Below are 24,155 nucleotides of genomic sequence, written 5' to 3'. Positions count from 1 at the left end.
CCTTCTCAGTACTGGATACCAAGCTGGTCATAGAGCCGGCGGAACACCGCCGGCAGCACCTCCGTCAGATCCTCGGCGATCAGCCCCGGCCCAGCCTCGCTGCCCGCCTCGCCATGCATCCAGACGCCGATACAGGCGGCCTCATAGGCCGGAACGCCTTGCGCCAGCAGCGCGCCGATAATGCCGGCCAGCACATCGCCGGAACCGGCAGTCGCCAGCCATGGCGGCGCGTTGGCAGCGATGGCGGCTCGGCCATCTGGCGATGCCACGACCGTATCCGGCCCCTTCAACAGCACGATAGCGCCCGACTCTTGCGCCGCCAGACGAACGCGCTCCAGTTTAGATAACGCTGGATGCTCCCCGTCCAATTTACTGAATATGCGCGAAAATTCACCTTCGTGAGGCGTCAATACAATACCGGATTCCGGGCTGGCCTTGATCAGACCGAACAGCCGTTCGGGCGCCTCCGCGAAGCTGGTCAGCGCATCCGCGTCGAGCACCGCATGTCGCTTCGCAGCCAGGATGGCCTCCACGAACATGCGCGTCCGTTCACCGATGCCAGCGCCCGGCCCGATCACGCAGGCGGACACCTTGCCGCCGATCAGCGCGGCGAACTCCGCCGCCGTATCCACCGGCCGCACCATCACCGCCGTCAGCGCGGCGGCGTTGACCGTCAGCGCATCGCGCGGCGACGCTACCGTCACCAGCCCGGCCCCACCTCGCAAGGCGGCGCGGGCGGACAGCCGGGCAGCGCCCGTGGACGCGATGTCGCCGGAAACAACCACGGCATGACCGCGCGAGAATTTGTGGCTGTTGATTTTCGGCACCGGAAACGCGTCGGCCCACAGGTCCGGATTGTTCTCGAAGGTCTGCGGGCGGATTTCCGCCAGTACATCCTCGTCGATGCCGATGTCGATCACCCGGAGCCGGCCACAATGCACCCGGCCCGGCACCAGCAGATGGCCCGGCTTGGGCCTGAAGAACGTCACGGTCTCGGTCGCCCTGATAGCGCCGCCCATCACGGCCCCTGAATCGCCGTTGATACCGCTCGGCAGGTCAACAGCCAGTACGGGCACGCCGGCCGCATTGATGGCGTCGATCATGATCAGCGGATCGCCCTTGACCGGACGATTGAGCCCAGCGCCGAACAACGCATCGATGATCAAAGCCGGCTGCCCGATCAAGGAGGGATCACAGGGCAGCACCTCACCCTTCCATCCCTTGGCAGCCAGCGCGGCATCGCCCTTCAGCGTCGCCCGGTCGCATAGCAGGATCACTGAAACGTCACGCCCCTGCGCCGCGAGCTCGGCCGCCGCGACGAAGCCGTCGCCGCCATTGTTGCCACGACCGGCAACGACCAGGATCGCCCCCTCCTCGGCCAGTTCGCCCGCCACATCCGCGACCGCCCGTCCGGCGGCGCGCATGAGTTTGAAGCCTGGCGTGCCCGCCGCAATCGTGAGTTGATCAGCGCGCGCCATCTCCTCGGTCGTTAGAATATCCATCTCGCTTCTCACTACGCCTTTTTGGAAGGCACTCGCGTCACACGCGAACGCAGCAGAGTAAAACTGCACATCATGCGATCACTTTGATCACTATGTAGGCAAAAGTAATCGAATACTCTTGATGCGAACCTCGTCAGGTGCGATGTAATAACCTGATAATGCTTCAAAAATAGCCGAGGAGCGAACTTGGCACGGACCCTGCTTTTAGGGAAGCCAGCTTCGGGTCCGTCGCGCTCACCGGCAAATGTTGAAAGACACCTGTTCAAGAGACAGGGGTGGCCGACCGTCTACCGCATCGGGCGAGATTTCGTCTGTGCGGCGTGGCGGCAGCGTAATAACGCCCGAAATTGGGTATCGAACAGTGTGCGCAAAACGCGCAATGGTCAAAGCTACTTGAGGCAAATAACTTGCGGCCTGATTGGAAGTGCCGGGGAGACGTTCAGTGAAAAAGATCGAAGCCATCATCAAGCCCTTCAAGCTGGACGAGGTGAAAGAGGCTCTTCAGGAAGTCGGGTTGCAAGGCATTACCGTCACGGAAGCCAAGGGCTTCGGCCGTCAGAAGGGCCACGCCGAACTTTATCGCGGCGCTGAATACATCGTCGACTTTCTACCCAAGGTGAAGATCGAGATCGTGATTGGCGACGACCTCGTCGAAAAGGCGATCGATGCCATCCGTCGCGCCGCACAAACCGGCCGCATTGGTGACGGCAAGATCTTTGTGTCGAACATCGAGGAAGCCGTGCGCATCCGTACCGGCGAGTCTGGACTCGACGCGATCTGACGGCAAGGATCTGCGACGCAGGACCTGCAATGCAGGACCTGACGGACTGGACGCTCTCCAAGCCGGGTGCTATCCGACATTCAACGCTTCAAGGCGTCACCAAAAAGGCTGCTTCGGCAGCCTTCTGTTGTTGACGGTTTGTCTTGTTGAAAACATGCCGTTGTGACCTGATCGTCACGACAGATTGTTACGTCCCGGAAATCGGCCCGCAAAAAAGGTAGGGAGCCCCATGACGACCGCCAAAGAAGTCCTGCAGTCCATCAAGGACAATGACGTCAAATACGTCGACCTGCGTTTCACCGATCCCCGCGGCAAGTGGCAGCACGTGACCTTCGACGTCTCGATGGTCGATGAAGAAATGTTTGCCGAAGGCACCATGTTCGACGGTTCCTCGATCGCCGGCTGGAAGGCGATCAACGAGTCCGACATGATGCTGATGCTGGATCCGGCAACGGCGACGATCGATCCGTTCTTCGCAGAGACCACCATGGTCATCACCTGCGACATTCTCGAGCCCTCCACCGGCGAGCCCTATAACCGCGACCCGCGCGGCATCGCCAAGAAGGCCGAAGCCATGGTCAAGTCCATGGGCATCGGCGACACCGTGTTCGTCGGTCCGGAAGCCGAATTCTTCGTGTTCGACGACGTCCGCTTCTCGAGCGACCCCTACAACACCGGCTTCAAGCTCGACTCGTCCGAATTGCCGACCAACTCCGGCACCGAATATGAAGGCGGCAATCTCGGCCACCGCATCCGCACCAAGGGCGGCTACTTCCCCGTCCCGCCGCAGGACTCGGTGCAGGACATGCGCTCGGAAATGCTCGGCGCGATGGCGCGCATGGGCGTCAAGGTCGAGAAGCATCACCACGAAGTGGCGTCCGCCCAGCACGAACTCGGTATGAAGTTCGACACGCTGACCTACATGGCCGACCAGATGCAGATCTATAAGTATTGCATCCATCAGGTCGCGCACATCTACGGCAAGACCGCCACCTTCATGCCCAAACCCGTTTTTGGCGACAACGGATCGGGCATGCATGTGCACCAGTCGATCTGGAAGGACGGCAAGCCGACCTTCGCCGGCAACAAGTACGCCGATCTTTCCGAGACCTGCCTCCACTACATCGGCGGCATCATCAAGCACGCCAAGGCGATCAACGCCTTCACCAATCCGTCGACCAACTCCTACAAGCGCCTGGTCCCCGGCTACGAAGCCCCGGTGCTGCTCGCCTACTCCGCGCGCAACCGTTCGGCCTCCTGCCGCATCCCCTACACCACCAACCCGAAGGCCAAGCGCGTCGAAGTCCGCTTCCCGGATCCGATGGCCAATCCGTATCTCGCTTTCGCCGCGATGCTGATGGCCGGTCTCGACGGCATCAAGAACAAGATCGATCCGGGTCCGGCCATGGACAAGGACCTCTACGATCTGCCGAAGGAAGAGCTGAAGTCGATCCCGACGGTGTGCGGTTCGCTCCGCGAAGCCCTTGAGAACCTCGACAAGGATCGCGGCTTCCTCAAGAACGGCGGCGTGTTCGATGACGACTTCATCGACAGCTACATCGAACTGAAGATGACCGAAGTGATGCGTTACGAAATGACGCCGCACCCGGTCGAATTCGACATGTACTACTCGCTGTAATTCCCTTCCGGGATTACATCGAAACGATCGAGGCGCTCCGGAAACGGGGCGCCTTTTTCGTTGCGCCTCTCCTGGCGCTATTTCCGGGCGAGAGCCATCGCCGGTTCAGGCGTGTTCGGGAAGCCTATCGCCGCAAGCGCCCTAGCTGCCTCCGCTTCGCTGGCCGCCCACGGCAGTCTCGTGGTGAGGCCGCGCGTAACGGGCTCGCCGAGACTCCCGCCGAAATCGAACGGCCACAGACCATTCGGCACCGCCTCCACCGTGACGCCGCGCAGACGCGTGCCAACACCGAGGGGCGACAGATCATCCGGCTGCAGTCGTCGCGCCGTCGATGCATCCCGGGGGTCTGTGAAACTGGCCAGCACCGGCATTAATTCGCCGGTGACCGGAACGGCGCCGGTCTGGCTGCTGACGTCGCGAAAGGCGATCTTGCGCCCCGCTGCCTGATAGGCGCGCATCGCCACGAAATTGGCGCCGTCGAAATCCGCGCTGCCCTTGTCGTCATGCAACATCAGCGCGGCAAGATTCCTGCCGCCGCCGAGATCGACGACCACGGCATCGCCCCGTGACGTCACCTTGCCGGCAGGTTGGTAGCCCCGATAGGGATGCACGGATACGACATTCGAGGCCGACTTCACGCCGTCCGGCGTCTCGACCTCCATGGTCAGCCGATATTTGTGCGCGGGCCGGTTGATCCGGATCTGATCGCCGATCACCAGGGCAGCGAGCAGTCCGAGCGGACCGACCCATTTCAGCATGTTCATTATTATTGGCCTCCCCCATCGGCCATGCACGATCGCGACGGAGACGTCAAAGCGGCGATATGTCTTGATCCCCGATGCAATTGACGGAACAGTGAAAGTCCAATCAATGCGAAGGATCCACCGTGCCCGCAGAAGCCAATGTCCAGACGCGTAGTGACCTTGCCTGGGCGATCACGGCGGGCGGCATCGCCACGGTGTCCTTCGCGATCCTCATAGGCTTCGCCTGGTACTTCTCGGGAACGCTATTCCTGATCTTCGCAGGCATCCTGCTCGGCGTGGCGCTCAATGCGCTGACGGAATTATCCGGGCGCTTCATGGGCGGCCCGCATCCAATGCGGCTCGTCATGATCTGCATTGTGCTCGCCGCGATGCTGGTGGGCGTGATGTATCTGGGCGGGTCGACCATCGCCAATCAGGCCAAGACGCTGTCCGGCACCCTCAAGTCACAGGTCGTCAACGTAAAGACCTATCTTGAGCAGCACGGCGTCGACACCAGCTATTTCGATTTCAACAGCATCACGTCGGATACGCCCGCCGAGCCCGGCACGTCGCCCGCCACCTCAACGCCGAAGTCGGGTAGTGGCCTGCCGAGCGCCGGCACCATCGCATCATCAGGCGGCGCCATTGTCAGCCAGACACTGAAGATCCTGCTCGGCACCGTCGGCGCGGTCGGCAACTTCTTCATCGTGCTGTTTCTGGGCCTGTCCTTTGCCGCACAGCCCAGCGTCTATCGCAAAGGGCTGTTGCATCTCACGCCGGCGAAGCATCGCGCGCCGATGACGGTCATCGTCGATCGCATCAGCGACACGCTGCAGCGCTGGCTGATCGCGCAGATGCTCACCATGGTGGTGGTCGGCGCCATTACCTGGATCGGGCTGAAGCTGATCGGGATTCCCAGCGCCTTCATTCTCGGCGTTCAGGCCGGCCTGCTCGCCTTCATTCCCACCGTTGGCGCCCTGCTCGGCGGGTTGATCGTCGTGCTCGCCAGCCTCGCCTCGGGCTGGGTCGCCGCCGCGTCAGCCTTCGCGCTGTTCATGGGCGTGCATGCGTTGGAGAGCTACATCCTGACCCCGATCCTGCAGCGGCAGGCGCTGGACATTCCGCCCGCCACGCTGTTCGCGTTCCAGATCCTGCTCGGCGTGGTGTTCGGCGTCTGGGGCCTCGCACTGGCGCTGCCGGTGCTGGCGATCGTCAAGGTCGTCATCGACTTCATGCGCGAAGAGGACGAAGCCTCTGCGCAGGATAAGGCGATGGCGGCGTAAGGCGGACTACGCGGAGTTTATCATCGGGCGCGTTTCGCGCGACCCGTTGGCTAATCCGCCTTACCTACTGATCGAACTCAGGTGGTCAGCACAGTCTCGGTGTGCTCGACATAAGGCGGCGTTTCGAAATACGGGCCGACCAGCGCGCGCCATTCGGCGAAATCGGGCGAACCACGGAAATCGACGGTGTGGTTTTCGAGGGTTTCCCACTTGGCGACGAGACGGTAGCGCGAGGGCATCTCGACCGACTTGTGCAGCTCAAAACCCTTGCCACCCTTGGCGCGGAGGAACAGCGGCTTCGCCTTGGCGACGGCCGCCTCGAAATCCTTCTCGGTGCCCGGCTTGACGTCGATCTGTGCGATTTCAGTGATCATGGTTTCCCGACCCTTTGTTTTGCGGTCGGTGTCTTTACCGCAAAGTCGGGGTTCGGTGAAGGCGGCGCGGAAACGCGATCAGGCGAACAGCAGAACCGTGCCGACGACCATGACGCAGCAGCCGATGAAAGCGATGACCGGCAGTTTGCCTTGCTGCGCGCCGTAGCGCCCCTGCGCACGACGTTCGGTAATCAACGCGGTCTCGTATTCGTCGGAGCTCGAGAACATGCAGGCAAAGCCGGCACGGGCCGAAGCGGCAGCCGCTTCAAGCGACATCAAAGCAGTATTGGAGGTCGAGTCAGGCGAGGTCATCATGCGATGACCATAGGGATCGAATGGTAAACGGATCCTTTATCGCACGCCGCTTGCCGTCATCGTGACCGCAGCCCGCACGACGCTCGGCTTCGCCGCTTGCCCGATCGCCGCAGCGCGGCGCCCCTGCTCCAGCGACAGCGGTTCTTCTTCCGCCGCCTGCACGCGGTTACGTCCGCTGCGCTTGGCCTGGTAGAGCGCGGTGTCCGCAGCAGCCAGCAGGACATCGAGTTCAGTGCCGGCCGGTCCGCCGGCCACGCCGATACTCACGGTGGTCGCGACCGGCGCCTCGTCGACCTGGATGCCGCAGGTCGCAAACGCCTCGCGCACGCGCTCGGCCGCCTGCATCGCCTCGTCCAGGCTGCACGGCAGCATCGCCGCAAATTCCTCGCCGCCGATGCGGCCCGACAGATCGGTGATCCGCAGCGTATGCGTGATGACCGTGGCGAACAGTTTCAGCACCTCGTCACCGGCGGGATGGCCGAAGCGATCATTGATCGACTTGAAGTGATCGATGTCGAAGATCATGACTGTGACCGGGCGGCCGGCCTTCGCTTCGCGCTCAATCATCCGCGCCGTAGCCTCGGAGAAGCCGCGGCGGTTGAACAGGCCGGTGAGCGGATCGCAGGACGCAGCGACCTTGTGCGCCGTGACCGCGCGCTCGGACACCAGCATGAAGATCAGGAACACCGTGCCGACCGCATAGAGCACGAGTTCGACGGCAAAGGCCGTGACCCAGATGCTGTTGCCGAAATTGCTGTGATCGCCATGCAGCAGATCGCCGAGCAGGATCGGCAGCATCAGCACGAAACCATGCAGCATCGGCACCAAAATGGTCGGCCACCGCCGTTGCACCGCCTTGCGACGCTCGTTCCACAATTCATGCGCCGTCAGCATCGCATAAAGCGCGACGATGCCGGCGCCGATGGTCATGCGCAGCGACGCGGCCTCAGCCGGCAGGGCGAAGATGACCGCGATCCAGGCGATGGCGCCGAGAAACAGGCCAGCCCAGCTCGGGCTACGGCCATGGAACACGCGCGCAGCGTTCCACACCATGCCGCAGGCCACGAAGCCCACGGCATTGAATGCCAAAGACAGCACGTCACCCAGGAGCGACGCGGCAAGTGTCCACAATGCGACCGATACGGCGCCAAGCAGGTAAGCCAGCCCCCACCAGTTGAGGGCCGCGATCTTTTCCTGTCGTCCGAAGAACAGCAGCATCCCGCCCAACATCGCCGCAACCAGGGTTGCCACCAAATAGAGCGTGGAAGAATCGAGCGACATATTTGAGCACCGGCAATTGTTGCGAGATTTCCAAACCATCATGATTCGGACTGGCCTCTTCGCCATCATCGAACATACGAGTGTACCGATTGGAAATCCGTTTGCGCGCCTGCACAAGTTTTCACGAAAAACTGCATCAATCTGTCGGTATCTGGAATATCCCGGAACGCAAAAAGGGCGCCCGAAGGCGCCCTTTTCAAAATTGTATTCACCGCATTTGCAGCAAATTTTATCGAAGCAGAAATTAGCGCTTCGAGAACTGGAAGGACTTGCGGGCTTTCGCCTTGCCATACTTCTTGCGCTCGACGACACGCGAGTCACGGGTCAGGAAGCCGCCCTTCTTGAGGACGCCGCGCAGATCCGGCTCGAAGCAGGTGAGAGCCTTGGAGATACCGTGGCGCACGGCACCAGCCTGGCCCGACAGACCGCCACCGGCAACGGTGCAGATCACGTCGTACTGGCCAGCGCGGGCTGCAGCGACCAGCGGCTGCTGGATGAGCATGCGCAGCACCGGACGAGCGAAGTACACTTCGACTTCACGGGTGTTGACGACAACCTTGCCGGCGCCCGGCTTGATCCAGACACGAGCGACAGCGTCCTTACGCTTGCCGGTCGCATAGGCGCGGCCCTGCTTGTCGATCTTCTTCACATACTTCGGCGCATCCGGAGCCGACACCTTCAGTGACGCCAGCTGGTCGAGAGACTGCATGGTATCCGACATTATGCGGCCCTCTTGTTCTTGCGGTTCAACGCGCCAACGTCGAATGCTTCTGGTTGCTGGGCCTCGTGCGGGTGCTCTGCACCGGCATAAACACGCAGATTGCCGAACTGGACGCGACCGAGCGGGCCACGCGGGATCATGCGCTCAACGGCCTTCTCGACAACGCGCTCCGGGAAACGACCTTCGAGGATCGACTTTGCAGTGCGCTCCTTGATGCCGCCGATGAAGCCGGTGTGGTGATAGTAGACCTTGTCTTCACGCTTGCGGCCGGTGAAAACCACCTTGTCCGCGTTGACGATGATGACATGGTCGCCGCAATCGACATGCGGGGTGTAGGTCGGGAGGTGCTTGCCGCGCAGCCGCATTGCGACCAGCGTGGCCAGCCGGCCCACCACGAGACCAGTGGCGTCGATGACGATCCACTTCTTCGTGATCTCGGCGGGCTTTGCCGAAAACGTCTTCATTGTGAATATCCATGAAAAGGGGATATCGGCGGTGATCCGCCGAACTGAGCGCGTTTCTAGATAGAGAACCGGATTCCGTCAATGCCAAATATGACTGAATTCGCCAGTTAAATCATTACGTTATAATTATGGTTCTATAATACCCTTGGAATTACCCAACGTTCGGAATGGAATAGGTCGACGTTACATGGGCGATCGGATCGGCCGAAGTGCCTGACAACAGGGTCACTTCACCCACCGCGAGGCGTTTTCCGAGCTTCAGCAGCTTGGCGGCTGCCAGCACATCCTGCCCCGGCAGGCCCTTGCGCAGGAAATTGATGTTCAGGCTGGTGGTCACCGCGAGACCGACCGGACCGATTGCCGACAGCAGCACGACGTACATGGCAAAATCGGCCAGGGCCATCAGTGTCGGCCCCGATACCGTACCGCCCGGCCGCAGCATGCGTTCGCCATAGGTCTGGCGCAGCAGGCAAGTGGTACCATCAGCGCTTTCAATCGCGATATCGCCGGCGCCAAAGGCCTGCGGGAACTCGCGCTTCAGAAACGCCTCGAGTTCAGCCACGCTCATTTTCGCAGTCGCCATGTCTCTACCCTGCTCTCGCTTGTGCCGTCCTGTTACAATATGGTGACGGTCCTGCCCAGCGATGGAATCTCAAGTCATGGTTCAACCAGCACGCGCGGAAACAGCGCGGCCATCCATTCTTCTGCGTGAAACGGTCGGCAGCATCGGCGTGTTGACGCTGAACCGTCCGGCCGCCCGCAACAGTCTCTCCGAAGGACTGATCGGCGAATTGCACGCCGCCCTCGATGACCTGGCCGGCGACAAGACCGTGCGCGCCGTGGTGATCGCCGCCAACGGCTCGGTCTTCTCCGCCGGACACGACCTGAAAGAACTTACCGCGCGACGTACAGACACCGATCGCGGCCGCGCCTATTTCGCGCATATGATGACGATCTGCAGCGCCATGATGCAGGCCATCGTGCGTCTGCCGAAGCCGGTGATCGCAGCGGTGCACGGCGTCGCCACTGCCGCGGGCTGTCAGTTGGTCGCGAGCTGCGATCTCGCTATCGCCTCCGAACACGCAAAATTTGCGACGCCCGGCATCGATATCGGCCTGTTCTGTTCGACGCCGATGGTGGCGCTGTCGCGCAACGTGCCGCGCAAGCAGGCGATGGAAATGCTGCTCACCGGCGAGCCCATCTCCGCCACCCGCGCCCGCGAGATCGGCCTGGTTAACCGCGTGGTGCCTGCGGGCACCGAACGCGATGCAGCGATCACGCTGGCAGAGCAAGTTGCGCGCAAGTCGGCGCATACGGTCAAGATCGGCAAGGAAGCCTTCTATCGCCAGGCCGAGATGAACCTCGCAGACGCCTATCGCTTCGCCGCTGAAGTGATGACCGAGAATATGATGGCCCGCGATGCCGAGGAAGGCATCGGCGCGTTCATCGCGAAGCGCGAGCCGAAGTGGGAAGACCGGTAATTGAAATGAACCACGACAGCTACAACGACGCCTATATCCGCGAGATCCTCAACACCGTCAAAACCGTCGCGATGGTCGGCGCCTCCCCGCAAAACGTGCGGCCGAGCTATTTCGTGTTCAAGTATCTCGCCGAACGCGGCTACGACATGATCCCGATCAATCCGGGCCAGGTCGGCAAGAGCCTGCTGGGCAAGCCGTTCGTCGCCTCGCTGCAGGAGATCGATCGCCCGATCGACATGATCGACATCTTCCGCAGCGCCGAGCATGTCATGCCGATTGTTGAACTCGCACTGACGCTCAATCCGCTGCCCAAGGTGGTCTGGATGCAGCTTGGCGTGCGCCATGATGAGGCCGCCGCCAAGCTTGAAGCCGCAGGCATCAAGGTGGTGATGAACCGCTGCCCCAAGATCGAATATGGCCGGCTGTCGTCGGAGATCCAGTGGATGGGTGTCAATTCGCGCACACTCAGCTCCAAGCGCGCACCGATCCCGACCCAGGGCATGCGGCTGTCGCTGAATCGCAGCAGTGTTGGCGGTGGCAGCACCGCTGCGGCCGATCGCGTTGCGCAGCAAAATAACAAGAACAAGAACGACACCGCCTGACGGCGCTTTCGCGATTTTATTTCCTTTGAAATGACACAGCGCAGCACGACTGTTGCGAAGTCAGGGCAAAATGCCGCCTCGCCTTGACGGCGGCGCTGCGCCCGATCAGGTTGGCGCCAACAAACCGCTATTCGACAGGGAGTGATGATGAACGATCGTATTCCAGGCTTCGGCACCCTCGCCGTCCATGCCGGCGCGCAGCCCGACCCGACCACCGGCGCACGCGCGACGCCGATCTATCAGACCACTTCGTTCGTCTTCAACGATGCGGATCACGCCGCCTCGTTGTTCGGCCTGCAATCCTTCGGCAACATCTATACGCGCATCACCAATCCAACCACCGCTGTCCTCGAGGAACGCGTCGCAGCGCTGGAAGGCGGCACCGCGGCCCTCGCCGTCGCATCCGGCCATGCCGCGCAGCTCGTGGTGTTTCAGCAGCTGCTGCAGCCCGGCGACGAATTCATCGCCTCGCGCAAACTCTATGGCGGTTCGATCAACCAGTTCAGCCACGCCTTCAAGAGCTTCGGCTGGAACGTGGTGTGGGCCGATCCCGATGACGTCCCCTCGTTCGAGCGCGCGGTGACCGACAAGACCAAGGCGATCTTCATCGAGTCCATCGCCAATCCTGCCGGCTCGATCACCGACATCGAGGCGGTTGCTGCCGTAGCCCGCAAGGCCGGTGTGCCGTTGATCGTCGATAACACGCTGGCGACCCCCTATTTGATCAAGCCGATCGACCACGGCGCCGACATCGTGGTGCATTCGCTGACCAAGTTTCTCGGCGGCCACGGCAATTCGCTCGGCGGCATCATCGTGGACGCGGGCACCTTCGACTGGTCGAAAGGCAACAAATACCCGGTGCTGTCTGAGCCGCGCCCGGAATATCACGGCATCAAGCTGCAGGAGACGTTCGGCAACTTCGCTTTCGCCATCGCCTGCCGCGTACTCGGCCTGCGCGATCTCGGCCCGGCGCTGTCGCCGTTCAACGCATTCCTGATCCAGACCGGCATCGAAACGCTGCCGCTGCGCATGCAGCGCCACAGCGACAATGCCAAGGCGGTCGCCGAATGGCTGTCGGCACATCCGAAAGTGGCGGCGGTGAATTATTCGGGATTGTCGGATAACCGCTATCACACCCTCGCGCGCAAATATGCGCCGAAGGGCGCAGGCGCCGTGTTCACCTTCAGCCTAAAGGGCGGTTATGACGCCGGCGTCAGCTTGGTGTCGAACCTGAAACTGTTCTCGCATCTGGCCAATGTCGGCGACACCCGCTCGCTGGTGATCCATCCGGCCTCGACCACCCACAGCCAGCTCGACGACGAAGCCAAGACGCGCTCCGGCGCCGGACCCGACGTTGTCAGGCTGTCTGTCGGTATCGAGGACAAGGAAGATCTGATCGCGGATCTCGAACAGGCGTTGAACGCGTAAGCCGGACTGCGATGCGCGCTCACGCTTTGGCGCGCATCGCCTTCGCTTCGCGGATCAAGCGCGCATTGCGCTGGAACACTGAATAGGTCGCCAGCGCGAACAGCACCACCAGCAACTGGATCGACAGCGCTTCCAGCGTCGGATTGAAACCGATCGCCGTCAGGAATGCGCTGCCCGGCGCGTCTGTCACCGGGATCATCGCCTGTTCCTGCAATTCCTGGATCGCCTCGCCGATGAACTTGATGCCCATCACGAACAGGAAGGCAGAGGTGATGATGAACAGCGGCCGCAGCGGGATGCGCTGGGCAATCATGTTGATGAAGTAGAACAGCACGACCAGACCGGCGGTCGCCGCCGCCAGACCGCCGAACAGTCCGACGCTCCAGCCACCTTCGGTGGTCGCGAGCGTGTTGATGAACAGCACCGTCTCGGCGCCCTCACGGAACACTGCCAGAAACGCCAGCATCGCGACGGCGAGACCCGTATCCTGCGCCAGCGCCTGATCTGCCTTCGCCGCCAGATAATCCTGCCAACCGCGCGGGTCCTGCTTCACCATCAGCCAGCCGCTGACATAGAGCATCAGGCCCGCCGCAAACAGGATGACGATGGCCTCGAAGACATCGCTGTGATCGCCGGAATTGAACACCGCAAAGGCCCAGGCTGCGATCAGGCTGGCCAGGATCGCCGCCAGCGCGCCCAGATAGAGCGCGGTCACGCGATGGCCGCCGCCGGATTTCCGGAGATAGCCGGCCAGCGCCGCGATCACGAGCATGGCCTCGAGACCCTCGCGCAGCAGAATGACGGCAGCCTGAATGAATGCGGAGGACATGACCCAATCCCGTGTGGTGGCGTGCCGTATCTATTGCGCGGTGCGCATGAGCGAAAGCCGCACAGCCACACGACTGCGTCAACTCCGTTACAATCGTTCTAGTCGGTAACGCGCAACAGCTAGGCGGCCTTGCCGACCGCGAGATCGAGCTGACGCTCCGTCAATGCCGCTCCGCGCGGCTTCATCCGCTCAACCTGCAGGATCGCCAGCGTCAGCACCACGATCGCGACCGCCTGATGCGTCAGCGCCAGATCGATCGGCACCTGATGCAATAGCGTGAGAATGCCGAGTACGGCCTGCACCGCGATCGATGCCGCCAGCCACAGCGCGCCATTGACAACCGGTGCCCCTGCCCGTGCGCGGATCGCATCGATCACATGCCAGATCGCAAGTGCGAACAACACATAGGCGGTCATGCGATGCTGGAACTGAACCATCAGCGTGTTGTCGAACATGTTGCGCCACCACGGGTCCTCGAAGAACAGCCGCGACGCAGACGGGATCAGCGCGCCGTCGATCTCCGGCCAGGTGTTGAAGACGCGACCGGCGCGCAGACCCGCAACCAGCGCACCGAAATAGATCTGCAGGAAGGTCAGCCCCAACAATACCCAGCTCGTCACGCGCAAGCGACTTGCCGCCAGCACCGGCGCACGGTCGCTCAGGCGGCGCAGCGTCCAGACGATGGCGGCGAAGATGATCAGTGCCAGCATCAGATGTGCCGCCAGCCGATATTGCGAGACTTCGACGCGCTTGGTCAGGCCAGATGCCACCATCCACCAGCCCACCGCGCCCTGCAGGCCGCCGAGCCCGAAGATCACCCACAGCCGCTTCTTCAGTTCCGAGGTGAGAACGCCGCGCCACAGGAACCAGAGGAACGGCAACAGGAACGCCATGCCGATGACGCGGCCGAGCAGACGATGGCTCCATTCCCACCAGAAGATGGTCTTGAACTCGTGGAGCGTCATGCCGGAATTGAGCTCGCGATATTGCGGGATCTGCTTGTAGGCCTCGAAGGCCGCGATCCAGTGCGATTCATCGAGCGGCGGGATTGCGCCGGTCACCGGCTTCCATTCGACAATCGACAGGCCGGACTCGGTGAGCCGCGTCGCGCCGCCGACCAGCACCATCGCCACGATCATCGCGGCCACGGCAATCAGCCACCAGCGCACCGGGCGTAATTCCTTGGGGCGGGTTTGGGACGAAGCGGTCATCGCAGGGGTCTCGGGAACAGCCGCAAAATCAGCGCCTTGAATGAAATTTCGAGCCCCTTATAGTCCGCCCGCGAAGGCCTGCAAAGTTGGGCACTTTGCCTACCCCGATCTCAGGCCGACTTTGGACCGCACATTTCTGTCATGACCATCCGCACCCGCAAATTCTTCGGAACCATCTTTCTGCTGATCCTCGTGGTGGTGTGGTCGCTGCTCGGCATGACCATCGCGCAGACCCCCTGGCTGGCCAATAACGGCTGGCTGCAGGCAGCCTTCTATGTCATCGCCGGCCTCGGCTGGGTGCTCCCGGCGATGCCGATCATCAGCTGGATGGGCAAGGCCGATCCTGTGGATCCCGAGGCCGGCTAGCGCCGCGCCCCCGCGCCGAGCATCACGCCGGATACCATCACCCGCAAGGCGCGCAGCGATTGTCGACGGCCGTCCCAGGCCAGCCGCGGCAGTGCATGCAGATCCGATCCACCATCGGCCTCGATGACACCGGGGAGCGATGTCACGGCACTGGCAAAGCCGGCCTGCGCCACCATCGCGACGTGCCGCCTGTCGAACGAGGCTTTATCGCCGAACGGATAGGCGAAATGCCGCGGCTCATAGGGCAGCGCGGCTTGCGCCACGGCCCGTCCCATGGCGATCTCGCGCGATGCTGCGCTGTCGCCGAGATTGGCGAGCGCCGGATAGTTGACCGTGCTGCTGCCGATCGTCGCCTGCGGATTGCCCGCAAACGTGGCCACATCGTCCCAATGCATCGCAGCATGATGTGACAGGGTCGCACTATCGACCGAATAGCGTTTGCAGAGATCGTCCGCCGCAACGGCCAGTTCGTGCGGCGGCAGTGTCCGCAGCCAGCTATCGAGATAGTAATAGGCGCGATATTTGTCGGCGATAGTGGCCGTCTCGAAATGCCGCTGCCGGTGATCGATGATCAGGCTGATGCGATCATGCGTTGCGATCGCCTGCTCCAGCGCCAGCCACCACATGGCGCCGAGCCCGTCAGCAAAGGCGCTCGGCAAATAGAGCGTGAACGGCACCTCATGCGCCTGAAGCAGCGGATAGGCGAAATCGACGAAATCGCGCGTGCCGCCATCGAAGGTCAGCGCAACGAAGCGCCGTCCCGCACGCGGCGCGCTGGCGCGGCGACACACCTCGTCCATACCGACGATATCGATGGGCCAGCGCTTCAGCGCGCGGATCGTGCGATCGAGAAACCACGGTGTGATCTCGTGGGCTTTCAGCGGCTGGAATGCATCCTGCCGGGGCGGTCGCACGCGTTCGAATTTGAGGATGATACCGGCACCGCCCCGGCTGCGTTCCAGCAGACGGTGCATGCCGCTGAGATAAGTCAGCTCGAAGCCCAGCGCCAACAGCGAACCGGTCTTGTATGACACCGCAGATTCCCCCAAGCGGCGTCATGCCTCTCGCCAGTCGGCTATTGTCATTACTGTTTGTTGACATTTCTTTGCAAAGGTCGGCCCAAACCTAAAAATCTAAACAAAATGTGAAACAGGCTCGCGATGACCATGGCTGCTGTGATGGAAACACCTGTGGCGATGGCGACTGCGAGCCGCATCGCGCGCGTCGATGTGATCAGCGATTTCAGCGCCGCCGAAGTCATCTGGCGCAGCCTTGAGACGGCCGAACAGCTCTCCACGCCCTATCAGCGCTTCGACTTCCAGTCGGCCTGGCAGACCCATATCGGCGTCCAGGAAGGCTTGAAGCCCTTCATTGTCGTCGCCTGTGACGCCGCGCATCAGCCGCTGATGTTGTTGCCACTCGCCGCCAGTCGCGAAAACGGCATGCGCGTCGCCGGCTATCTCGGCGGCAAGCACGTCACCTTCAACATGCCGCTGTTCCGCCGCGACTTCGCGGCGCAGGCGACAAAGGCAGATATCGACGCCCTGCTGCAGGGGATTCAAAAGCACACCGAGACGGTCGACGTCCTCGCACTGGTCCGTCAGCCCAAAAGCTGGATCGGCATCGACAATCCGCTCGCACTTTTGCCAAGCCAGGCCTCGACCAATGATTGCCCGGTGCTGAAAATGGTGCCCGGCGAAGCGGCGACCGATCGCATCAGCAATTCGTTCCGCAAGCGCCTGAAGACCAAGGAAGGCAAGTATCGAAATCTCGCCGGCTATCGCTACATGCACGCGAAGACGGAGGCCGAGGTCAAGCACGTACTCGACGCCTTCTTCGCCATCAAGCCGCTGCGCATGGCCGAACAGAACCTGCCCAACGTGTTCGCCGAGCCCGGCGTCGAAGCCTTCATCCGCCAGGCCTGCACGACGCCGCGGGCGGATGGCTACACCATCGATATCCACGCGCTCGCATGCGACGAGGAAGTGATCGCGATGTTCGCCGGTGTCGCCGACGACAACCGCTTCTCGATGATGTTCAACACCTACACCATGTCGGAGAATGCCAAATACAGCCCCGGCCTGATCCTGATGCGCACCATCATTGATGCCTATGCCGAGCGCGGCGTGACCTCGCTGGATCTCGGCATCGGCGGCGACGATTACAAGCGGATGTTCTGCAAGGATGACGAGCCGATCTTCGACAGTTTCGTGCCGCTCACCACGCGCGGCAGGCTAGGCGCCATGGGCCTGTCATCCTTCGCCCATGCCAAGCGGATAGTGAAGCAGACACCTGCCCTGCTGCAGATGGCGCAAATGCTGCGCCACGCGTTTCAGCGGTAACGAATACCTTCAATTGGCAATTGAAACGACGTCATGCCCGGGCTTGACCCGGGCATCCACGTCTTAGTCGTTGCGTTGAGGCGAAGGCGTGGATGGCCGGGTCAAGCCCGGCCATGACGAGGGTTCGTCGACTACGCCGCAAACACGCGGCCGCCCGGCCCGACCGGGTCGTTGGCCGGCGGCGTTGAGCGCAGCATCTTCACATCGGCGAAGCCCACGGCCTTGAGCTGTTCGGCCATCAGCTGGCGCGCATCCGTGCTCATGGTCACTTCCGGCACCACCACGGCACGGGCCTGATCGGTCAGAAGTCCCGCCGGCAGATCGGCCGCGGTGCCGGCATCCAGCAGCACGTGATCGTAGACACGCAGCAGCGCATCGAGCGCCATGGTCAGGCGCGGCGACTGCAACAGCGAGCGATCGGCGCCGGCGCGGCCGGCGGCGACCATATGCAGGCCCGACATCCGGTCCTTGGTGATGACCTGGCCGAACGTCGCCTCGCCCAGCATCAGCTCCGCCAGTCCGGGCGCACGCGGATCGTTCGACACCGCTTCCAGCGTCGGCGACGACGAGGCCAGGTCCACCAGTACCACTTTCGCATCGCGCGACAGGATGCGCGACAGCGTCAGCGCGGTGAGCGCGATGTTGTCGTTGTGGCCAGTGCCGAGGATCGTGATCTTGCGCGCCGATTTCCCGGCGGCGCGAAACTCCTGCGCAAGCTGCTCGATTTCGCTCACGCCAGCCGCCAACTCGGGATGGGTATCGCGCACCACAGGCTGCGGCGCGGCAACGGGAGCCGGCTCGGGCACGATGCCCGGCGCAACGACAGTTTCCGGCTCACGCACGGCAGCAGGCACCTGATCCACGAACGGCTTGAACGCCGGCTCGGTGACGCGGGCCTGCGCGACCGGCACCATCGGCGCAGCGCCGCGCGGCGCGGTCATGCGCAGCAGCTCGCTGGTGACGATGCCACCGGCGGTCAGCATCAGCGTCGCCAGTGTCGCGATCAACACGATCGGGAGCTTCTTCGGATAGGCCGGCGTGTTGGACACGATGGCGCGGGAGATGATGCGGCCATCGGTCGGCGCCGCCTCGATATTCTCGCGGGTGGACGCTTCGCGGTATTTCGCCAGATAGGATTCGAGCAGATCGCGCTGCGCCCTCGCCTCACGCTCCAGCGCCCGCAACTGCACGTCCTGGCCATTGCTGGACGTCGCCTGGCGCTTTAGCTGTTCGAGATTGTTGGTGAGGCCATCGACGCGGCCGCTGGCGATGCGCGCATCGTTCTCGAAGATGCGCGACAGTTTGGCGGCTTCATCACGCAATTGCTTGTCGAGATCGCCGAGCTGGGCCCGCAGCTCCTTGATGCGCGGATGCGCGTCGAGCAGCGTCGAGGACTGTTCGGCGAGCTGCGCACGCAGCGTCACGCGCTGCTCGGACAGCCGGCGGATCAGGTCGGAATTCAGCACTTCCGAGAATTCGATCGGCTTGCCGGTCTGCAGCATATCCTTGATGAGCCGCGCCTTGGATTCAGCGTCGGACTTCAACGAGCGCGCATTGTTGAGCTGGCTGTTGATCTCGCCGAGCTGCTGGTTCGAGAGCGACGTATTGTTGGTGCCGATGAACAGGCTGGACTTGGAGCGGAATTCCTCCGCGCGCGCTTCCGCCTCGACGACCTTCTTGCGCAGGTCATCGATCTCACCGGACAGCCATTGCCCGGCCGATCGCGCCTGGTTCTGCCGCGCATTCTGCTGCATCACCAGATAACCGTCGGCGATGGAATTGGCGACGCGCGCGGCGAGTTCGGGATCGCGCGACTGGAATTCGACGACCATGACGCGCGACTTGTCGACAGCATAGGCCGTCAGGCGCTCGTAATAAGCATCGAGCACGCGCTCTTCAGGCGTCATCGAGAACGGATCGCGGCCAATGCCCATCAGGCCGAGCAGCGACCGCCATGGCTGCGCACCCTGCAACACTGGATCGAATTCCGGACGCTCCGCAAGCTTGTTCTTCTTGATGATCTCGCGGGCGAGATCGCGCGACAGCAGCAGTTGCACCTGGCTGGTCACGGCTTCCGCATCGAGAGAGGTGCGTTCTTCGTTGCGCTCGCCGCTTGGCCGCAGGAAAACGTTTTCACGCCCGTCGATGAGGATACGCGCTTCCGACTTGAAGCGCGGCGTGATCATGTTGACGATGACGAGCGAGCCGACAAGCGCCAGCAGCGTCGGAACGAGGATCCACATCTTGCGGCGGACGAGCGCCTGCCACAGCGCGCGCAGATCGAGGTCGCCGAGATCGGGCGCCGGCGCAGCGATCACGCGCTCTGCTTTCTTCTCCGGATTTTTGCAAGAAACCGGGTTTGGCATGGTTGGCGCCTTGATGGCCCGTTCGACCGACGCGTCACCCTTGCCTGCACGCCAGAATGCCAAACGCATCGCCTACCCCACCCAAACGCCACTGCGTCTACTCAACGGAATCGATTAAAGACGATTAAGGTTGCCGCGCGGTTAATTGGCAGGCTAATACCGGAACGTTGCAGCGGAAGCCTGAATCCACACGGTTTTTTAACGACGAAGGCTCTTATTGGATTCAATTGCTTCAGTGATTTTCCGATGTGCGTTCCAGCTCCCGGCGACGCCCTCCTCGTCAGCGAATGCCGATTCTGATCATGAGCGCACCTTCGGACAAGCCGCTTCGCATCCTGCACGCTGTCCGCGCGCCGGTCGGCGGCATCTTTCGCCACATCATCGATGTCGCCAACGGGCAGGCCGACCGCGGCCATGAAGTCGGCATCGTCGCCGACAGTCTGACCGGCGGCGACCGCGCCCGCGATGCACTGGCCGAGATCGCCCCACGCCTGAAGCTGGGCACCTATCGCCTGCCGATCCATCGCGAGCCACATCCGGGCGACGTGCTGGTCTGGATGCAGTTCATGTGCCTCGTCAGCCGGCTGAAGCCAGACGTGCTGCATGGCCACGGCGCCAAGGCCGGCGCCTTCGTGCGCCTGAAGGCAAAGTCGAGCAACGTCATCCGCATCTACACGCCGCATGGCGGTTCGCTGCATTATCCGCAAAACACAGCGAAAGGCGCCTTCTACAGCCGCCTCGAACGCGCCCTGATGAACCGCACCGAGCTGTTCCTGTTCGAGAGCGCCTTCGCCCGCGATACCTATCAGCGCATGATCGGCACGCCGTCAGGCCTCGTGAAATGCGTGTTTAACGGCGTGACATCTGGCGAATTCGACCCCATCGAGCCCGCCGATGACGCCACCGATGTCTGCTATGTCGGCGAGTTCCGCCGCATCAAGGGCGCGGATCTGCTGGTCGATGCCGTCGCGCGCCTGCGTGCCGACGGCCAGCCCGTCACCTTGACGCTGGGCGGCGACGGCGAAGAGACCAACACATTGAAGGCTCAGATAACGCGCCTCGGTCTCACCGACGCCGTACGCTTCATCGGCCATGTCAAACCGCGTTACGGGTTTTCGAAAGGACGCCTGCTGGTGGTTCCATCGCGCGGCGACTCGATGCCCTATGTCGTGATCGAGGCCGCCGCCGCGGGCGTTCCGATGATCGCCGCCAATGTCGGCGGCATTCCGGAAATCTTCGGATCGCACACCTCCGCCTTGTTCCAGTCGAACAATGTCGACGACATGGCCGCGGCGATCAAAACTGCTCTCGATGACATCGCCGCTGCGCGCACGCGTGCACAATTGCTCCGTGAGCGCATCGCGGAACATTTCTCGCAGGACGCGATGGTCGAGGGTGTCATCGAAGGCTATCGCAGCGCATTTGCGAAACGTTAACTCTCCTTAACCTGTAACCAAATCTTCCGATTTGTCCGGTAATTCTCACGAAAAGCGGTAGGCTTGACGTGCGACATCGCATGTCAGCGCAACAACGGACATTTCACCTTGGACCCGATCAACGCACGCTCAATGATCGACGCGGCCGCGACGGACGCGCCCGGCGAACGCCGGTTCGAACGTCGTCGCAGATTGACGCCCGCGGCGCTCGCCGTCGCCGATCAGAAGGTGCGCGCCGCCTACTCGCCCGTCGTCATCACCGGCGTCGTGCGCGTGGTCGATTTCCTGATGCTCAGCATCATCGGCATCGCGCTCAACCTGCTCTATGTCGCGCCAGAAGCTGGCTTCAGATGGGAATACTTCGCCGCGATCGTCGCGATGGCTGCTGCTGCCGTGGTGTGTTTCCAATCTGCCGACATCTATCAGGTGCAGGTCTTCCGCGGCCACATCAAGCAGCTCACGCGCATGATGTCGGCATGGGCCTTCGTGTTCCTGCTGTTCATCGGCGTCTCATTTTTCGCCAAGGTCGGCGGCGCGGTGTCGCGTGTCTGGCTGTCCTCGTTCTTCTTCGTCGGTCTCGTCGCCCTGATCGCGGAACGCGCCGTCGTGCGTGCGCTGATCAAACGCTGGGCGCATCAAGGTCGTCTCGACCGCCGCACCATCATCGTCGGCGCCGATTCCAATGGCGAGGCGCTGATCAGGGATCTCAATGCCCAGGAAGATTCCGATATCCAGATCCTCGGCGTGTTCGACGACCGTAACGACAAGCGCTCGATGGACACGATCTCGGGCGCGCCGAAGCTCGGCAAGGTCGATGACATCATCGAATTCGCACGGCGCACCCGCGTCGATCTCGTGCTGTTCGCGCTGCCGATCTCGGCCGAGACGCGCATTCTGGAAATGCTGAAGAAGCTGTGGGTGCTGCCGGTGGATATCCGCCTGTCCGCGCATACCAACAAGCTGCGCTTCCGCCCGCGCTCCTACTCCTATCTCGGCAAGGTACCGACCCTCGACGTGTTCGAGGCGCCGATCACCGACTGGGATCTGGTGATGAAATGGCTGTTCGACCATATCGTCGGCGGCCTGATCCTGATCGCCGCACTGCCCTTCATGGCGCTGGTCGCCATCGCCATCAAGCTCGACAGCCCGGGTCCGGTGCTGTTCCGGCAGAAGCGCTTCGGCTTCAACAACGAGCGCATCGACGTGTTCAAGTTTCGCTCGCTCTATCACGACCAGGCCGACCCGCTGGCCAAGACCGTCGTGACCAAGGGCGACAAGCGCGTCACCCGCGTCGGCCGCTTCATTCGCAAATCCTCGATCGACGAATTGCCGCAACTCTTCAACGTGGTGTTCAAGAACAACCTGTCGCTGGTCGGCCCCCGCCCCCACGCCGTTCAGCAGAGGGTGCAGAGCCAGCTGCTGGATGAGGCCGTGGACGGCTATTTCGCTCGCCACCGCGTCAAGCCCGGCATCACCGGCTGGGCGCAGGTCAATGGCTGGCGCGGCGAAGTCGACAGCGAGGAGAAACTGCAGAAGCGCGTCGAGTTCGATCTCTACTACATCGAGAACTGGTCAGTGCTGTTCGACGTCTACATCATGCTGAAAACGCCGGTTTCAATGCTGACGAAGAACGAGAACGCGTATTGAGGCAGGCCTCAGCCTCTGCCTTACACCACTCGTCAACCCTGCCTGCGTAGAGTGATGCCGCCATGAGCACTCACGCGACTGCCAATCATTACATCGCCTCGCCCGCGGCGCCTCCCGCCGTGGTGACGCTGCAGCGCGCGCTGCTGTGGGCGATGGGTTTTGGCGGCGCCATCGTCTTCATCGAGCCGAGCCCTTTCGAGATCGCCACCCTCACGGCGATGGTCGTATTCTTCGCGTCGGGCCTGCGCATGCGGCTGGTGTTCATGCCACTGCTGATCCTGCTGTTCCTGGTCAATCTCGGCTACACGATCTGCGCGGCCTATCTGCTGGACAAGGCGCCAATCGTGAACTGGATCCTGACCTCCTGGTACATGGCCATCATGGCGATCTTCGTCGCGCTGGTGATGTCCGAGGACACGCTGGCGCGCATCGATCTGCTGCGCCGCGGCCTGATCGTCGGCGCACTGGTGGCATCGCTGGCCGGCATCCTGGGCTATCTGCATCTGATCCCCGGCGCGGAGATGTTCACGCTCTACGGCCGCGCCGCCGGCACGTTCAAGGATCCCAACGTGCTGGGCGCGTTTCTGGTCCTGCCGGCGCTGTTCTGCCTGCAGAGCGTCGTCAGCGACGGTTTCGGTCGTTCGCTCCGCAGCGCCATTGCGCTCGGCATCATTGCGCTCGCCGTCCTGCTCGCTTTCTCCCGCGCCGCCTGGGGTCTGCTGGCGATCACCTCGGCATTCATGCTGATGCTGATGGTGCTGACCAGCCAGTCCAACAAACAGCGCTCGCGCATCATCATCATGGCGCTGGCCGCCGTCGCCGTCGTGGCGCTGGTGATCGTGATCCTGCTGCAGTTCGACTTCATCGCCGACATGTTCAAGCAGCGCGCCTCGTTCGATCAGAAATATGACGAAGGCCGCTTCGGTCGTTTCGGCCGACATATTCTCGGCGCGCAGATGGCACTCGATCTGCCCTTCGGCATCGGCCCGCTGCAATTCACGCGCTTCTTTCCGGAAGACACCCACAACTCCTATCTCAACGCCTTCATGTCCGGCGGCTGGATCTCCGGCGTGTGCTATCCCGCGCTGGTGTTCATCACGGCGCTACTCGGCTTCCGCTACATCTTCGTGCGCGTGCCATGGCAGCGCGCTTATCTTGCGGTGTTCGCAGCCTATCTCGGCACGGTCGGCGAGGCCTTCATCATCGACACCGATCACTGGCGCCATTTCTGGATGATGCTCGGAATCATGTGGGGCATGTTCGTCGCCACGCAGCAATATATGGCAACGGCGCAATTGCGTGCGGCGTCCGGACAGCCAGGCAGCGTCTGACAAGCTCAGAAAC

The 24,155-nt window shown here is 62.4% G+C and carries 23 protein-coding genes; 11 read left to right on the top strand and 12 right to left on the bottom strand.

Annotated elements, in window-relative coordinates; all coding sequences use genetic code 11:
• Window positions 1–5: 5 nt before the first annotated feature.
• Entirely contained in the window at window positions 6–1,502 is a 1,497-nt protein-coding gene (locus AB8B20_RS01760; protein ID WP_309946209.1) for an NAD(P)H-hydrate dehydratase, read from the bottom strand.
• Between the two features lie 442 nt (window positions 1,503–1,944).
• On the opposite strand from AB8B20_RS01760, the gene AB8B20_RS01755 reads away from it, so the two are divergent.
• Both AB8B20_RS01755 and glnA read left to right on the top strand, forming a co-directional pair.
• Window positions 1,945–2,283, top strand: coding sequence for a P-II family nitrogen regulator (locus AB8B20_RS01755; RefSeq protein WP_068730910.1), 339 nt, complete (start codon window positions 1,945–1,947; stop codon window positions 2,281–2,283).
• Between the two features lie 229 nt (window positions 2,284–2,512).
• Complete coding sequence (gene glnA, locus AB8B20_RS01750) at window positions 2,513–3,922, top strand: type I glutamate--ammonia ligase (protein ID WP_068730911.1); 1,410 nt, start codon at window positions 2,513–2,515, stop codon at window positions 3,920–3,922.
• A gap of 77 nt (window positions 3,923–3,999) precedes the next feature.
• On the opposite strand, the gene AB8B20_RS01745 is transcribed toward glnA, so the two are convergent.
• On the bottom strand, window positions 4,000–4,686 hold the full coding sequence (locus tag AB8B20_RS01745) for a hypothetical protein (RefSeq protein WP_439071502.1): 687 nt from the start codon (window positions 4,684–4,686) through the stop codon (window positions 4,000–4,002).
• 122 nt (window positions 4,687–4,808) lie between these two features.
• Between AB8B20_RS01745 and AB8B20_RS01740 the strand changes: the two genes are divergently transcribed.
• Window positions 4,809–5,948, top strand: a complete 1,140-nt coding sequence (locus tag AB8B20_RS01740; protein ID WP_439071501.1) for an AI-2E family transporter — start codon at window positions 4,809–4,811, stop codon at window positions 5,946–5,948.
• A gap of 77 nt (window positions 5,949–6,025) precedes the next feature.
• On the opposite strand, the gene AB8B20_RS01735 is transcribed toward AB8B20_RS01740, so the two are convergent.
• The 6 genes from AB8B20_RS01735 to AB8B20_RS01710 all read right to left on the bottom strand — a co-directional run bounded on the left by AB8B20_RS01735 (window position 6,026) and on the right by AB8B20_RS01710 (window position 9,686).
• Window positions 6,026–6,322 carry an antibiotic biosynthesis monooxygenase family protein gene (locus tag AB8B20_RS01735; RefSeq protein ID WP_092142187.1) on the bottom strand — a complete coding sequence of 99 codons (297 nt, stop codon included), beginning with the start codon at window positions 6,320–6,322 and terminating at the stop codon, window positions 6,026–6,028.
• 78 nt (window positions 6,323–6,400) lie between these two features.
• Window positions 6,401–6,634, bottom strand: coding sequence for a hypothetical protein (locus AB8B20_RS01730; RefSeq protein ID WP_439090625.1), 234 nt, complete (start codon window positions 6,632–6,634; stop codon window positions 6,401–6,403).
• Between the two features lie 39 nt (window positions 6,635–6,673).
• Window positions 6,674–7,918 (bottom strand): diguanylate cyclase, encoded by a 1,245-nt coding sequence (locus tag AB8B20_RS01725; protein ID WP_439071499.1) that lies wholly within the window; start codon window positions 7,916–7,918, stop codon window positions 6,674–6,676.
• A 244-nt stretch (window positions 7,919–8,162) separates the two neighbouring features.
• The gene (gene rpsI, locus AB8B20_RS01720; RefSeq protein ID WP_320443966.1) at window positions 8,163–8,639 is read right to left on the bottom strand and encodes a 30S ribosomal protein S9; all 477 of its coding nucleotides are present in this window, start codon (window positions 8,637–8,639) and stop codon (window positions 8,163–8,165) included.
• Window positions 8,639–9,103: a 50S ribosomal protein L13 gene (rplM, locus tag AB8B20_RS01715; protein WP_068730918.1), complete on the bottom strand. Its 465-nt coding sequence runs from the start codon at window positions 9,101–9,103 to the stop codon at window positions 8,639–8,641. Before rplM ends, rpsI begins: the two co-directional genes overlap by 1 nt.
• Before the next feature lie 151 nt (window positions 9,104–9,254).
• Window positions 9,255–9,686 carry a PaaI family thioesterase gene (locus AB8B20_RS01710; RefSeq protein ID WP_068730919.1) on the bottom strand — a complete coding sequence of 144 codons (432 nt, stop codon included), beginning with the start codon at window positions 9,684–9,686 and terminating at the stop codon, window positions 9,255–9,257.
• A gap of 76 nt (window positions 9,687–9,762) precedes the next feature.
• Here AB8B20_RS01710 and AB8B20_RS01705 point away from each other — a divergent pair, with 76 nt between their 5' ends.
• From AB8B20_RS01705 to AB8B20_RS01695, 3 genes are all read left to right on the top strand, one after another.
• On the top strand, window positions 9,763–10,584 hold the full coding sequence (locus tag AB8B20_RS01705) for an enoyl-CoA hydratase (protein ID WP_320443964.1): 822 nt from the start codon (window positions 9,763–9,765) through the stop codon (window positions 10,582–10,584).
• Between the two features lie 5 nt (window positions 10,585–10,589).
• A complete protein-coding gene (locus AB8B20_RS01700) occupies window positions 10,590–11,186 on the top strand; it encodes a CoA-binding protein (protein ID WP_439071498.1) in 597 nt (198 codons plus the stop codon).
• Between the two features lie 147 nt (window positions 11,187–11,333).
• A complete protein-coding gene (locus tag AB8B20_RS01695) occupies window positions 11,334–12,614 on the top strand; it encodes an O-acetylhomoserine aminocarboxypropyltransferase (protein ID WP_068730964.1) in 1,281 nt (426 codons plus the stop codon).
• A gap of 19 nt (window positions 12,615–12,633) precedes the next feature.
• On the opposite strand, the gene AB8B20_RS01690 is transcribed toward AB8B20_RS01695, so the two are convergent.
• Both AB8B20_RS01690 and AB8B20_RS01685 read right to left on the bottom strand, forming a co-directional pair.
• Window positions 12,634–13,443, bottom strand: coding sequence for an FTR1 family iron permease (locus tag AB8B20_RS01690; RefSeq protein WP_439071497.1), 810 nt, complete (start codon window positions 13,441–13,443; stop codon window positions 12,634–12,636).
• A gap of 119 nt (window positions 13,444–13,562) precedes the next feature.
• The gene (locus AB8B20_RS01685; RefSeq protein ID WP_439071496.1) at window positions 13,563–14,654 is read right to left on the bottom strand and encodes a COX15/CtaA family protein; all 1,092 of its coding nucleotides are present in this window, start codon (window positions 14,652–14,654) and stop codon (window positions 13,563–13,565) included.
• Between the two features lie 141 nt (window positions 14,655–14,795).
• Here AB8B20_RS01685 and AB8B20_RS01680 point away from each other — a divergent pair, with 141 nt between their 5' ends.
• Entirely contained in the window at window positions 14,796–15,020 is a 225-nt protein-coding gene (locus tag AB8B20_RS01680) for a DUF2842 domain-containing protein (RefSeq protein ID WP_089264591.1), read from the top strand.
• On the opposite strand, the gene AB8B20_RS01675 is transcribed toward AB8B20_RS01680, so the two are convergent.
• Window positions 15,017–16,054 carry a polysaccharide deacetylase family protein gene (locus AB8B20_RS01675; RefSeq protein WP_439071495.1) on the bottom strand — a complete coding sequence of 346 codons (1,038 nt, stop codon included), beginning with the start codon at window positions 16,052–16,054 and terminating at the stop codon, window positions 15,017–15,019. The genes AB8B20_RS01680 and AB8B20_RS01675 overlap by 4 nt on opposite strands.
• 126 nt (window positions 16,055–16,180) lie before the next feature.
• On the opposite strand from AB8B20_RS01675, the gene AB8B20_RS01670 reads away from it, so the two are divergent.
• Window positions 16,181–17,362, top strand: coding sequence for a GNAT family N-acetyltransferase (locus AB8B20_RS01670; protein ID WP_439071494.1), 1,182 nt, complete (start codon window positions 16,181–16,183; stop codon window positions 17,360–17,362).
• Between the two features lie 131 nt (window positions 17,363–17,493).
• Here AB8B20_RS01670 and AB8B20_RS01665 read toward each other — a convergent pair whose 3' ends face one another.
• Window positions 17,494–19,797: a GumC family protein gene (locus AB8B20_RS01665; RefSeq protein WP_439071493.1), complete on the bottom strand. Its 2,304-nt coding sequence runs from the start codon at window positions 19,795–19,797 to the stop codon at window positions 17,494–17,496.
• Window positions 19,798–20,030: 233 nt separating this feature from the next.
• On the opposite strand from AB8B20_RS01665, the gene AB8B20_RS01660 reads away from it, so the two are divergent.
• The 3 genes from AB8B20_RS01660 to AB8B20_RS01650 all read left to right on the top strand — a co-directional run bounded on the left by AB8B20_RS01660 (window position 20,031) and on the right by AB8B20_RS01650 (window position 24,142).
• A complete protein-coding gene (locus tag AB8B20_RS01660; protein WP_439071492.1) occupies window positions 20,031–21,164 on the top strand; it encodes a glycosyltransferase family 4 protein in 1,134 nt (377 codons plus the stop codon).
• Window positions 21,165–21,272: 108 nt separating this feature from the next.
• Complete coding sequence (locus tag AB8B20_RS01655) at window positions 21,273–22,811, top strand: undecaprenyl-phosphate glucose phosphotransferase (RefSeq protein WP_439071491.1); 1,539 nt, start codon at window positions 21,273–21,275, stop codon at window positions 22,809–22,811.
• Between the two features lie 62 nt (window positions 22,812–22,873).
• Window positions 22,874–24,142, top strand: a complete 1,269-nt coding sequence (locus AB8B20_RS01650) for an O-antigen ligase family protein (RefSeq protein WP_439071490.1) — start codon at window positions 22,874–22,876, stop codon at window positions 24,140–24,142.
• The last annotated feature ends 13 nt before the right edge of the window (window positions 24,143–24,155 follow it).

The sequence above is a fragment of the Tardiphaga sp. 866_E4_N1_4 genome (assembly GCF_052076075.1).
Lineage (GTDB): Bacteria > Pseudomonadota > Alphaproteobacteria > Rhizobiales > Xanthobacteraceae > Tardiphaga > Tardiphaga robiniae.
The sequence above is the reverse complement of the archived record's forward strand: the minus strand, read 5'-3'. Positions and strand labels throughout refer to the sequence as shown.